Origin of the sequence: Streptomyces sp. NPDC051738, from assembly GCF_044453205.1 — a bacterium.
Lineage (GTDB): Bacteria > Actinomycetota > Actinomycetes > Streptomycetales > Streptomycetaceae > Streptomyces.
Genome location: NZ_JBITCM010000010.1, coordinates 192,559 through 205,021, shown reverse-complemented (window position 1 = coordinate 205,021; position 12,463 = coordinate 192,559). Strand labels below are relative to the sequence as shown.

Annotated in this window: 9 protein-coding genes; 3 read left to right on the top strand and 6 right to left on the bottom strand. The window is 71.9% G+C overall.

The annotated features are described in order from the left end of the window. Nucleotides 1-86 precede the first annotated feature (86 nt). Nucleotides 87-683 carry a M23 family metallopeptidase gene (locus tag ACIA8X_RS24370; protein WP_399459087.1) on the top strand — a complete coding sequence of 199 codons (597 nt, stop codon included), beginning with the start codon at nt 87-89 and terminating at the stop codon, nt 681-683. A gap of 96 nt (nt 684-779) precedes the next feature. On the opposite strand, the gene purH is transcribed toward ACIA8X_RS24370, so the two are convergent. Together purH and purN are read right to left on the bottom strand one after the other, a co-directional pair. Further along, nucleotides 780-2,339 carry a bifunctional phosphoribosylaminoimidazolecarboxamide formyltransferase/IMP cyclohydrolase gene (gene purH, locus ACIA8X_RS24365; RefSeq protein WP_393453534.1) on the bottom strand — a complete coding sequence of 520 codons (1,560 nt, stop codon included), beginning with the start codon at nt 2,337-2,339 and terminating at the stop codon, nt 780-782. Continuing rightward, the gene (gene purN, locus ACIA8X_RS24360) at nt 2,336-2,974 is read right to left on the bottom strand and encodes a phosphoribosylglycinamide formyltransferase (RefSeq protein WP_393453531.1); all 639 of its coding nucleotides are present in this window, start codon (nt 2,972-2,974) and stop codon (nt 2,336-2,338) included. The genes purH and purN overlap by 4 nt, the downstream gene beginning before the upstream one ends. A gap of 279 nt (nt 2,975-3,253) precedes the next feature. Here purN and ACIA8X_RS24355 point away from each other — a divergent pair, with 279 nt between their 5' ends. Next, nucleotides 3,254-4,045 carry a hypothetical protein gene (locus ACIA8X_RS24355; RefSeq protein ID WP_399459086.1) on the top strand — a complete coding sequence of 264 codons (792 nt, stop codon included), beginning with the start codon at nt 3,254-3,256 and terminating at the stop codon, nt 4,043-4,045. 22 nt (nt 4,046-4,067) lie between these two features. Here the strand turns inward: ACIA8X_RS24355 and ACIA8X_RS24350 are convergent, their stop codons facing one another. After that, nucleotides 4,068-6,059 (bottom strand): DUF6350 family protein, encoded by a 1,992-nt coding sequence (locus ACIA8X_RS24350; RefSeq protein ID WP_399459085.1) that lies wholly within the window; start codon nt 6,057-6,059, stop codon nt 4,068-4,070. A gap of 96 nt (nt 6,060-6,155) precedes the next feature. On the opposite strand from ACIA8X_RS24350, the gene ACIA8X_RS24345 reads away from it, so the two are divergent. Beyond that, complete coding sequence (locus tag ACIA8X_RS24345; RefSeq protein ID WP_399459084.1) at nt 6,156-7,223, top strand: helix-turn-helix domain-containing protein; 1,068 nt, start codon at nt 6,156-6,158, stop codon at nt 7,221-7,223. Between the two features lie 122 nt (nt 7,224-7,345). Here the strand turns inward: ACIA8X_RS24345 and sucD are convergent, their stop codons facing one another. The 3 genes from sucD to ACIA8X_RS24330 form a co-directional block, all read right to left on the bottom strand. Next, complete coding sequence (gene sucD / locus ACIA8X_RS24340; RefSeq protein WP_093905172.1) at nt 7,346-8,230, bottom strand: succinate--CoA ligase subunit alpha; 885 nt, start codon at nt 8,228-8,230, stop codon at nt 7,346-7,348. Nucleotides 8,231-8,251: 21 nt separating this feature from the next. Beyond that, complete coding sequence (sucC, locus tag ACIA8X_RS24335) at nt 8,252-9,430, bottom strand: ADP-forming succinate--CoA ligase subunit beta (protein WP_393453519.1); 1,179 nt, start codon at nt 9,428-9,430, stop codon at nt 8,252-8,254. A 562-nt stretch (nt 9,431-9,992) separates the two neighbouring features. Continuing rightward, a complete protein-coding gene (locus ACIA8X_RS24330) occupies nt 9,993-12,161 on the bottom strand; it encodes a hypothetical protein (RefSeq protein ID WP_399459083.1) in 2,169 nt (722 codons plus the stop codon). Nucleotides 12,162-12,463: the final 302 nt, after the last annotated feature.

Below are 12,463 nucleotides of genomic sequence, written 5' to 3'. Positions count from 1 at the left end.
GTTCCGGGGCGGCGCGGTTCCCCGCATGATCGATACGTCCGGTCATGGCAGGCCCATGACAGCAATCACCAACGGGGGAAAGACTCATGGAGACCCGCACACTCGGCCGCCGTAGCACGGCCAAGGCCCTCGCGGCGACCGTACTGACGCTCGCAGTCGGCGCCGGGCTCGGCACAGGGACGTCGTACGCCGGAGGGGAGTACGAGGCCGCCGCCGCCAAGCCCAAGTTCCAGATGCCGTTCAAGTGCAACACGCACTGGCGGATCGACACCTGGGGCCACAGCCCGGCCGTGGACATCGTGGTGAAGGACAACACCGGCTCCAGCGGCAAGCCGGTCTACCCGGGCTACAAGGGCAAGGTCGCCAAGACCTTCTGGGACCGGGGCGCCGGCAACGTGATCATCATCAACCACGGCGGCGGCTGGTACACGGCGTACTACCACCTGAAGGAAAAGCACGACGAGTACGTCCAGAAGGGCGACAGCGTCAAGGCGAAGACGCTGATCGGCCACATCGGCAAGACCGGCAGCAACAGCGGCGACTGGGCGCACCTGCACTACGAGCAGCGCTACAAGACGAACGGCATCCCCAACGAGAGCGACCGCGAGGCCGTGCACTTCAACGGCAAGAAGTACACGGGCAACGGCAACACCTGGAAGGACGTCGTCAGCAAGAACTGCTGAGCCGGGGACCCCGGGGGGGAACCGCAGAAGGAGGGGCGCGCCGTTTCGTACGGCGCGCCCCTCAGGCTTCTCGGCTCACAGCCCTGTGCTCAGTGCTCAGTGGAAGAAGTGCCGCGTCCCCGTGAAGTACATCGTGATGCCGGCCTTCTTCGCCGCTTCGACCACCAGCTCGTCGCGGACCGAACCGCCGGGCTGGACGATCGCCTTGACCCCGGCCTCGCCCAGGACGTCGATGTTGTCCGGGAACGGGAAGAACGCGTCCGAGGCGACGTACGAGCCACGCGCGCGCTCCTGACCAGCCCGCTCCACGGCGAGCTTGCAGGAGTCGACGCGGTTGACCTGCCCCATGCCGACGCCGACCGAGGCGCCATCCTTGGCGAGCAGGATGGCGTTGGACTTGACGGCCCGGCAGGCCTTCCAGGCGAAGGCCAGCTCGGCGAGTTCGGCGGCGGACAGGGCCTCGCCGGTGGCCAGCGTCCAGTTGGCCGGGTCGTCACCCTCGGCCTGGAACACGTCGGTGATCTGGGCGAGCCCGCCGCCGTCGATCGGCTTGAACTCCGCGATCAGCTCGGGCGCCTCGGGGCAGCGCAGTACGCGGATGTTCTTCTTCTTCGCGAGGGCGTCGACGGCACCCGGCTCGTAGTCGGGGGCGACGATGACCTCGGTGAAGATCTCGGCGACCTGCTCGGCCATCTCCTTGCTGACCGGCCGGTTGACCGCGATCACGCCACCGAACGCGGACAGCGGGTCGCAGGCGTGGGCCTTGCGGTGCGCCTCGGCGACATCGGCGCCGATCGCGATGCCGCACGGATTGGCGTGCTTGATGATCGCGACGCAGGGCTCGTCATGGTCGTACGCGGCACGGCGGGCGGCGTCCGTGTCCGTGTAGTTGTTGTACGACATCTCCTTGCCGTGCAGCTGCTCGGCCTGGGCCAGACCACCGCAGCCGCCGGTGTAGAGGGCGGCGGGCTGATGCGGGTTCTCGCCGTAGCGAAGGACCTGCTTGCGCTCGTACGTCACGCCGAGGAAGTCGGGGAACTCCGCGCCGTCGCCCGCGTAGTCAGCGGCGAACCAGCCGGCGACCGCCACGTCGTACTCGGCGGTGTGCCGGAACGCCTCTGCGGCGAGCTTCTTGCGGGCGCCCAGGTCGAACCCGCCGGAGGCGACCGCGGTGAGGACGTCGGCGTACCGGGCGGGGCTGGTGACGACCGCCACGGACGGGTGATTCTTGGCGGCGGCGCGGACCATCGAGGGGCCGCCGATGTCGATCTGCTCGACGCACTCGTCGGGCGAGGCACCGGAGGCGACGGTCTCCGCGAACGGATAGAGGTTGACCACGACCAGGTCGAAGGGCTCGACCCCGAGCTCGGCGAGCTGCCGCTGGTGGTCCTCGAGGCGCAGGTCGGCGAGGATGCCGGCGTGGACCTTCGGGTGCAGCGTCTTGACGCGGCCGTCCAGGCACTCGGGGAAACCGGTGAGCTCCTCGACCTTGGTGACGGGGACACCGGCCGCGGCGATACGGCCGGCCGTGGAGCCGGTCGACACCAGCTCGACGCCGGCCTCGTGCAGCCCGCGCGCGAGGTCCTCCAGGCCCGTCTTGTCGTAGACGCTGACGAGCGCCCGTCGAATGGCCCGCTTGTTGCTCTCGGCGGTCACTGGATAACTACCTTTCGTCCCTCAATGCGATAGCCGTTGCGGGCGAGCCGCCCCACGACCTCGACGAGCAGCCTTCGCTCGACTTCCTTGATGCGCTCGTGCAGAGCGCTCTCGTCGTCCTCGTCCCGGATCTCCACCACGCCCTGAGCGATGATCGGTCCGGTGTCGACGCCGTCGTCGACGAAGTGGACGGTGCAGCCCGTGACCCTGGCTCCGTACGCGAGGGCGTCGCGGACGCCGTGGGCGCCGGGAAAACTGGGGAGCAGCGCCGGGTGGGTGTTCACGAACCGCCCGCCGTAGCGCGCCAGGAACTCCTTGCCGACGATCTTCATGAAGCCGGCGGAGACGACGAGGTCCGGCTCGTGGGCGGCGACGGCCTCCGCGAGCGCCGCGTCCCACTCCTCACGGCTGTCGTGGTCCCTGACCTTGCACACGAAGGTCGGCAGCCCGGCACGCTCGGCCCGCGCCAGCCCCTCGATGTTGTCCCGGTCGGCGCCTACGGCCACGATCTCGGCGCCGTACGCGTCGGGTCCGACGGCGACGATCTCGTCGAGGAGCGCCTGCAGATTGGTGCCGGATCCGGAGACCAGCACGACGAGGCGCTTGGCACGCTCGGCCACGGGCTTGGCGGCCACGGTGGGGCCCTTTCTCGGGGGTGCGTTCTTCGTGCGGCCGGCACCGCACGTTTGTATATTCGTACGAATGCATCGCGCCCCGGGATACGGGGAAGTCTACGAAGCAGCCGACCGTCAGCAACGATACCGGCACTCCGGACAGCCCCCACGGGACGGGGGCGTGGCCGGAAGGTAGCGTCTGGGGGGAGCTGGCCCGGGAACGCGATGGTGGTGCGGTGCGTTCACCAAGCGACAGCTCATGTCGGATCAGTCGTTCACCAAGGGGAAGACGCTCACTTGATGTCGGACCGCAGCCTGCGACTCCTCACACTCCCTCCGCAGTCCGCGCAGGGAGGGAAGCGTGGCGCCGTCCTGCTGCGAGAGCGGCCCGCCTCGCCTCCCGACGCGCCCTCGGACAAGAAGTCCGGCGACGAACAGAGCAGTGGCGAACACAGCGGTGGCGCCCAGGACGACAACCCCTTCGCGCCGCCGGCCGAGGGCGCGCCGGACCGCCCGTGGCAGCCGCGGCGCCCCTCGGGCGAGGATGGCTCGCAGGGGTCGGGCGAGGGCAACTCGCCGTGGGGCAACCAGTGGAGCGACCGCCAGCCGGGCCGCTCCCCCGACGGCTTCGGCGACCGGCCCCGCGGCGGCCAGGACGGCCCTGGAAGCGGTGGCCCCGGCACGGGCCTGCGCTGGGATCCCACCGACCCCACCCAGCGCCGCGCGCGGTTCGCCCTGCTCTCCGGCATGTGGGCCTTCTTCTTCGCCCTGTTCAGCTGGCCGTACGTGGCCCTGCTGCTGGGCGCGCTGGCCCTGCACTGGGGCATCAGCAGCCTCCGCGCCAAGCCCCGCACCCCCGACCCGAACACCCCGGCCCCCCAGCAGACGGGCCGCCCCCAGACGACGGCGGCGGTGAGCGGGCTGGTCACGGCGTCCCTCGCGATCGCGGTGGTGGCCGCCGGGTTCACGGCGCAGATGGTCTACAGCGACTACTACACGTGCACGAATGACGCGCTGACCAACGAGGCCAAGCAGTCGTGCAACCAGCTGCTGCCCGAGGAGTTGCGAGGGGTGCTGGGCAGCACGGAGTGAGGCCGCTCGGCCAGGGTGGCGTTCACTGTGCGGCCGTGTCCTCAGGGGCAGGGGCGTCAGGTGGCTCCGGGGCCGGGGCGGTGTCCGGTGCGGTCGCGTCCTCGGCGATGTCGTTGCGCCAGGGCCCGGGTGAGGGTGGCGGCTCCGGGGGTGGGGCGTCGGACGGGAAGCCGTCCGGCTCGAAGGTGGTGTCGTGGTCGTACTCCACGTACGGGATGTCCTGGTCGTGAGCCTCGCTCGATGAGCCCTGGCCGGCCTCCGCGGACCGGGCGTCCTGGTCCTCGCCCTGCTGCGGAACTGCTTGTTCCGGCTCGAACGCCGTGAACAGCGCGTCCTGGTCGTACACCGAGCGCCCCGTCCTCGATGCCGTGGCCGCGCCATCGCCTTCTCCCGACGCCGCCCTCCGCGAGAGCCACCTTCCGACCAACGGCAGTCGCTCCCGGAATCGGCGCTCGCCGGCATCGGGACCCCTCACAGCCGGGCCGCTCTCCCCTACCGCCTCCAACGTCTCCACCCGAGGCGTCCCGATCCGCGCCCCCGGCGTCCCACTCGCCTGATCTGCCGCCAGGCCCCGCCCTGACAGGCACCGCCACGCCCGCACCAGCACGGCCACGGGAACCGCCACCACCACGACCCACCCCAGCGTCGCAGCCCCCACCTGCCACCACACGGGCCCGAACCGCGCGAGCGCGCCCACCCCCAGGGGCCCGCCCGACAGCGCGGCCAGCACCGCGAACACGACCCCGCAGAGCACGGAAGCCTGTGCGGCAACCGCCCCGGTCCGCCCGCTCGACCAGACCACGGCAGGCACCTGTCCGGCCTGATACCCGTCCGTCGACGGCGCCGCCCCGCCCTTGGCCCGCCCCTCCTTGGACGCCCGCCCGCCCCCTTCGGTCGCTCCCCCGCCCCGACTGCGACCCTCAGTGGAAGCCTCCCGTCCCCCGGACCGACCCCCCGCCGGCACCGCCACCCGCCCCACAAAGCACCCCACCACCACCCCTGCCACAACCGGTAGCGCCGCCATCCCCCACTGCACCGGTCCCCCGACCCCCGCACCGGGCACCGCCTCCAGCAACGGAAACGGCGGCAGCAACGGCGCCGGTGCCGAGGACATCGGCCCCACCACATGCCCCACCCCGAGCACGAACCCCGGCCCGAGGGCATACGAGGCCGCCCACACCGCCGCGTTCGGCACGAGTGCCGCGCACAGCAGCAGCACCGCGAACCGCCCCGACCACCCCTCCGTCAGCTGCAGAAAGGACGTCCGCGCCGCCGCGCCGTGCCACACCAGCGAGCAGCCCACCAGCACCGCCCCACCCCCGACGAGCACCGCCGCCCCGGCCCCCGCGGCCCGCCCGGCGGCGCCGAGCCGGGCGCGTGCCGCCACCCCGGGCACCAGCCGCCGTACCCGTCTCGGCAGGGCGAGCATCGCGTTCTCCACCACCTCTGGCGGCCGTCCGCACGCCGTCCACACCCCCACCCCCGCCGCCACCGTCACGACCAGCGGCACCCACATCCCGGTCCAGATCCACTCCGGCCGCAGTTCGCCCCCCGCCGCGTACATCGCGGCCGCCGCCCCGACCCCGAGGTACCCGAGCACAACACCGGCCCACGCCGTGCGCCCCGGCACCAGCGGCGTCCCGTCGCCCTCGTCCGCCGCCGCGTCGCGTCCCGCCCGGTGCACCAGCCACACCGGCAGCAGGAACAGCAGCAGCGGTGTCACCCCGACCGGCGCGGGGACGCCGGTGAGGGTGTCGGCGCGGACCAGTTCGGCGCCGTGCGCCAGCAGCCACAGCACGGCGGCGATCCGCAGCGCACCCCCCGGGCCGCTGTCCGGATACGGCGAACTGACCCACAGCACCATCACCAGCACCGCGAGCCCGCCCAGCCCCAGCGCCGCCGCCACCGCACCGCTCAGCAGGCTGGCGGCCAGCCCGGGCGTTCGGTCGTGCATGCGCGTGCGCGAGGACGACGAGGTCGTTCGACGAGCGGTCATTTCGATCACGCTCGCCATGCTCCCAACGACACGCGCTTTCCCGTCGTAACAGGCAAAGCCCGGAAGTGTCGCTCAATATATGTTTATGTACTTTTTCGTACGAAAGGGTGCCCCGTGACCCAGCGACCCGCAGCCCCACTGCCCCCGCCCAACGAACGCCGACGCCTGCGCGAGGCCGCTTCATTGACGCAGGCTCAGGTCGCGGATCTGGTGGGCGTCACCCGCGAGACGGTACGCGCGTGGGAGAACGGCCGTACGTCACCGCGTGGCCAGAGAAGAGAGGCGTACGCACAACTGCTCGACACTCTCGTGGAAGAGACGGTGGCTCAGGAATGGCCGGGCGAGCCCGAGGTGACGGAGCATCACCATCCGCCGCCCGAACGCCCCCTCACCCCCGCCCAGGCCTTCGACGCGCTCTACGCCTTCTGCGCCCCCGCCCTCGCACGGCAGACCTACCTGCTCACCGGGCGCCGCGAACTCGCGCGGGAATCGGTGGAGCGGTCCTTCCAACTCGCCTGGGAACGTTGGCCGGAGGTGGCCCGCGACCGGGACCCGGCGGGCTGGGTGCGGGCGACGGCGTACGACTTCGCCCTCTCCCCCTGGCACCGGTTCCGCCCCCGCTACCGGCACCCCGAACCCCCGCCCGCCGACGCGTGCGACCGCGCCCTGCTCGACGTACTCCTCACACTCCCGCCGCCACAGCGCCGCACACTGCTCCTGTACGACGGTGTGGGCCTCGACCTGCCCGAAACGGCGGCCGAGTCGGAGGCCAGCACTCCGGCGGCCGCGCGGCGCCTCCTGCACGCCCGCGCCACGATCGCCGACCGCCTCCCGGCCCTGTCCGACCCCGCCGAACTCCACCGCCGCCTGATCGAAGTGGCCTCCGCGGAACGCCTCCGCGCCGCCAAGCCCCCCATGGTCCGCAGCGGCAGCGAACGCCGGGCCCGCTTCTGGACCCGAGCCGCGATCGCGTTCACGGTGACCCTCATCGGCACGACGGCCCTGACCGTACGAACGGCCCCGACCCACTACGAGCCACCGGTACCGCCGGGGGCGACGGTGCGCGGGGTTCCCCCGAGGGTGGCACCGGGGCCGTTGTCGGCGGCGGAGCTGAAGCTGCGGGCCAAACTGCGCGCGGAGATGCAGCACGGCCCGCAGCGACTGGCGCCGCAGCCGCAGTGACCCTTGCGCTCGCCCTGCCAGCCCGCACGGCGGCCTTCACGGCGAGCGGAAACGCCGGTGGGCCCGCCCCCACGCAGGGAACGGGCCCACCGGCGTTCAGCCAAGTGCCGTAGCTACGGCGTTCAGCCGCCCAGGATCTCCCGGGCCAGCTTGGCGGTCTCGGTCGGCGTCTTGCCGACCTTCACGCCCGCGGCCTCCAGGGCCTCCTTCTTCGCCTGGGCCGTGCCCGACGAACCGGAGACGATGGCGCCCGCGTGACCCATGGTCTTGCCCTCGGGCGCGGTGAAGCCCGCGACGTAGCCGACGACCGGCTTGGTCACGTTCTCCTGGATGTACGCCGCGGCCCGCTCCTCGGCGTCGCCGCCGATCTCACCGATCATGACGATCAGGTCGGTGTCGGGGTCGGCCTCGAAGGCGGCCAGGGCGTCGATGTGGGTGGTGCCGATGACCGGGTCACCGCCGATGCCCACGGCCGAGGAGAAGCCGATGTCACGCAGCTCGTACATCATCTGGTACGTCAGCGTGCCGGACTTCGAGACCAGACCGATGCGGCCCGGCTTGGTGATGTCGCCCGGGATGATGCCGGCGTTCGACTGGCCCGGGGTGATGAGACCGGGGCAGTTCGGGCCGATGATCCGGGTCTTGTTGCCCTGCGACACGGCGTACGCGTAGAACGCGGCCGAGTCGTGGACGGCGATGCCCTCGGTGATGACGACCGCGAGCGGGATCTCGGCGTCGATGGCCTCGACGACGGCGGCCTTGGCGAACGCCGGCGGCACGAAGAGGACGGACACGTTCGCGCCCGTCTTCTCCATGGCCTCGGCCACGGTGCCGAAGACCGGGATCTCGTTGCCGTCGATGTCGACCGACGTGCCCGCCTTGCGGGGGTTCACGCCACCGACGATGTTCGTGCCGTCGGCCAGCATGAGCTTGGTGTGCTTCATGCCCGTGGCACCGGTCATGCCCTGGACGATGACCTTGGAGTCCTTGTTGAGGAAGATAGCCATGGCTGTCTGAGTCCCTCTTCCTTACTTCGCAGCCGCGAGCTCGGCGGCCTTGTCGGCCGCGCCGTCCATGGTGTCCACGCGCTGGACCAGCGGGTGGTTGGCGTCGGAGAGGATCTGACGACCCAGCTCGGCGTTGTTGCCGTCCAGCCGGACGACGAGCGGCTTGGTGACGTCCTCGCCGCGGTCCTCCAGGAGCTTCAGCGCCTGGACGATGCCGTTGGCGACCTCGTCGCACGCGGTGATGCCGCCGAAGACGTTGACGAACACGGACTTGACGTCCGGGTCGCCGAGGATGATCTCCAGGCCGTTCGCCATGACGGAGGCGGAAGCGCCACCGCCGATGTCGAGGAAGTTGGCGGGCTTGACGCCACCGTGGTTCTCACCGGCGTACGCGACGACGTCCAGGGTGCTCATGACGAGACCCGCGCCGTTGCCGATGATGCCGACCTCGCCGTCGAGCTTGACGTAGTTGAGGTTCTTCTCCTTGGCGGCGGCCTCGAGCGGGTTGGCCGCGTCCTTGTCCTGGAGGGCCTCGTGCTCGGGCTGACGGAACTCGGCGTTCTCGTCCAGGGAGACCTTGCCGTCCAGGGCGATGACGTCACCGGAGGCGACCTTGGCCAGCGGGTTGACCTCGACGAGGAGAGCGTCCTCCTCGATGAAGGTCTTCCACAGGGTGACAAGGACGTTCTCGACCTTGTCGGCGACCTCGGCCGGGAAGTTCGCGGCCTCGACGATCTGGCGGGCGACCTCGGGGGTCACGCCCACGTTGGCGTCGATGGGCGTCTTGGCGACGGCCTCGGGGCGGGTCTCCGCCACCTCCTCGATCTCCATGCCGCCCTCGACCGAGGCGATGGAGAGGAAGGTGCGGTTGGCACGGTCGAGGAGGAAGGAGACGTAGTACTCCTCCAGGATCTCCGGGGCCGTCTCGGCGATCATCACCTTGTGGACCGTGTGGCCCTTGATGTCCATGCCGAGGATGTCCGTCGCGCGGGCGACGGCCTCGTCCGGGGTGGCGGCGAGCTTCACGCCACCGGCCTTGCCACGGCCGCCGACCTTCACCTGGGCCTTGACGACAGACTTGCCACCGAGGCGCTCGGTGGCTGCGCGGGCCGCCTCAGGCGTGTCGATGACTTCACCGGCCAGCACCGGTACATCGTGCTTGGCGAAGAGGTCCCTCGCCTGGTACTCGAACAGGTCCACGCGCTTCCGTCCCTATCAGTGATCTCGCGGTTCGTTGGATGCGTGGGCGTGCCGCGAAGGGCAACGTGACGTCCGCTGTCACAAGGGAGGCGCACACGGTGTCCGAGCGCGCGGCATGTCCGTCTCGCAGGTTATCGCTGGTTGCGGAGGGCCCCTAAATCGAGGGTCACACCTGAGCGGTGATACCTGTCACATGATGCCGCGATCAGCGCGGATCACTGGCACGGCGTGCCGACTGTGAGGAAACGGGAACATGCCCGGGGCAGGACCTCACCGGGTTGGGGTTGACCCGGTGAGGTCCCTTGAACAGCCCGAAGGGGCACGAATGGGCCGCCCCTGTGGGCTCTGGGCCGGAGATCCCCACCCCAAATGGGGGTCACCCGGCCCTTCCGCGGGGTTCCGGAGGGAACAGCCGACGGATTTCGGCCGTCCGGGGCCGTCTGCCCCGCGGAGTCGGTTGGTCGCCACGGCCATGTGCCACCTGGGTGGTCGCACTCGCCGTGGCGGCGGATGCGTCGTACATGGCCCCGCCGGGCGTCGTACGACATCTGGGGGCGGTGCGTCAGATGCGGTACACGCCGCCGTCGTGGAGGTCCTGCACGTAGCCCGGCGTGATCGAGTCGGCGACACCCTGCACGCCGCCGACGGCGTTGCCGGCCAGCGGGCCGGCCGAGTCCAGGGCGGTGCCGGTCAGGTCCCCGGCGAAGGGTGCGACCTGGCCCGCGACCCCGTGGGCGAAGGGGTCGACCTGTCCGACCACCCCGCCCGCGAAGGGCTGCACATCGCCGACGACGCCGTACGCCAGAGTCGTGGCACTGCCGCCGACGCCCCCCACGACCGGACTGACGGTGTCCACGACCTGGTCCACGACGGGCTGCACGGCGCCGGTGACGCCGTACGCGAACGGCTGCACCTCCCCGGTGACGCCCTCGGCGAAGGGGACGGCCTGTCCGGCCACCCCGTACACGAAGGGGTCGACCTCGCCGACGACACCGCCCGCGAACGGCTGGACGTCGCCGACCACGCCGTACGCCAGCGCACCCGCGTCCCCGACGGCCTGCCCGGCGACCGGCACGACGCCGTGCACGGCGGTGTCGGCGACGGGCGGCAGGACCGTGCCCGTGCCGTCCGTGGTGACCTGGCCGACCAGACCGGTGGCGTACGGGGGTACGTCGTGGGCGACGCCCTGCACGACCGGCTGGACGTCGGAGACGGCGCCGGAGGCGATGGGCCGGACGTCGGAGACGGTGCCGTACGCGAGGTGCTGTACGTCACCGACCGCGCCGTGGGCCACCGGCGGCACGCCCTGGACGACCCCGCCGACGACCGGCTGGACCCCCTGGACGGCACCGGCGACGACCGGCTGCACGCCGTTCACGGCCTGGCCGGCGACCGGCTGGACCTCGGCGACCACGCCGTACGCCAGCGCGGTCGCGGCGTCGACCGTGTGCCCGGCGGTCCGGGCGACCCCGGCCACCGCGCCGTGGGCGATCGGCACGACGCCGTCCACGGCCTGGCCGACGACCGGCCGCACCCCGGTCACCGCACCGCCGGCCACGGACTGGACGCTGTCCACCGCGCTGGTGGCGACCGGGGTCACTCCGCCCATGGTGTGGGTGGCGGCGGGGACGACGCCGTCGACGGCGTGGTGGGCGGCCGGGACGACTCCGCCGACGGCGCGCCCGGCTACGGGCAGCACGCCGTTCACGGCCTGGCCCGCGACCGGCGGGACGACCGCGTCGGCGGTCTGCTCGACGACCGGGGTGACCGTGCCGGGGACGGCACTGACCGTGCCGACGACCCGGTGCTCGACGCCGCCGACCGTGCCGGTGACATGGCCCGGGACGGCGGAGACGGAGGCCTCGGCGGCCGCCTTGACGGCGGTGGCCCTGCCGGTGGCGGTGCCCGTCGCGTCCGCTGCCGTGCCCGTGACCTGGCCCTTGGCGTGGGTGACGGCGGCCTGGGCGACGTCCTGCGCACCCGCTCCGGTGCGGCCCGCGCCCGCGACGGCGTACTGCGCCTTCGTCCGTACGACGCCCTCGACACCCTGCGCCTGCGCACGGGCCGCCGCCTGGGTGCCCTGGAGCTTCGTCTGCGTGGCGGCGAGCGCCTGCTCCAGCTCGGGGGCGAAGGCGGCGAGGGGGCCGAAGAGGTAGTCGATGGTGCCGGGAGTGCCGGGGATGTTGGGCGAGTCGGGGAGCTGCGGGGCGTCGGCGTTGCCGAGGCCGGCGACACCTGCGGAGACGGAGGCCTCGGCGTGGGCTGTGGCGTGCGCCGCCTGGTCCGCGCGGGCGGCCTTGGCGCCCTTGATGGCCTGGGCGGCGGCCTTTGCCTTGGTGGGGGTGGCGGCGGACGGGACCGTGACCTTGGCGTCGACGTAACGGCGGGCCTGATCGGCGGCGCTCGCGGGCGTCGTCCTAGCGGCGTCCGTAGCCGTGTCGGCCGCGTCGGAGACCGTGCTGCCGGCGCCGTCGGTGACGCCGGAGACGGTGTCCGTCACGCTGGAGACGACGCCGTTGACGGTGTCGGTGACCCCGCCGAGCAGGCCGGGGACGTCGGCGCTGTCGGCAGCGCCGGTCACGTCGGCTGCGTCGGTCGCGTCGGTGGTCGTGTCCGGTACGGAGAGTGTGGAGGCGGGCAGCTCGTCCGCGCTGGCGACGGTCGAGCCCAGCGCCCAGGCACCGGTGACGCCGGCGGCTATGACGATCGAACGGCGGATGTTCTTGTTCATGCTTGCGTCGGATCCCTAGATCTTGGGGCTCCGAAGGCCCTCGGGTAACGGAGATCGGAAAGAACTCCGAACTCTGAACTCCGGGGCTTCGGACGGTTTTGGGGACATTCCGGCGCCGGTTCGGGTCGCGGTCCGGGGAGTTGGGGACCGGCGGGACCGGGTACGGCTCCGGTGGCTTTCGTCCGGGGGATGCCGGGATGTCAGGTGGACATCCGGGAACTGGGGTCCGGACGGTCGGGCAGACCTGTTTCCGCCCCCGCACGGCAGGTCTACGGCGGGGAGGGGCGGCCTACTGGCCTACC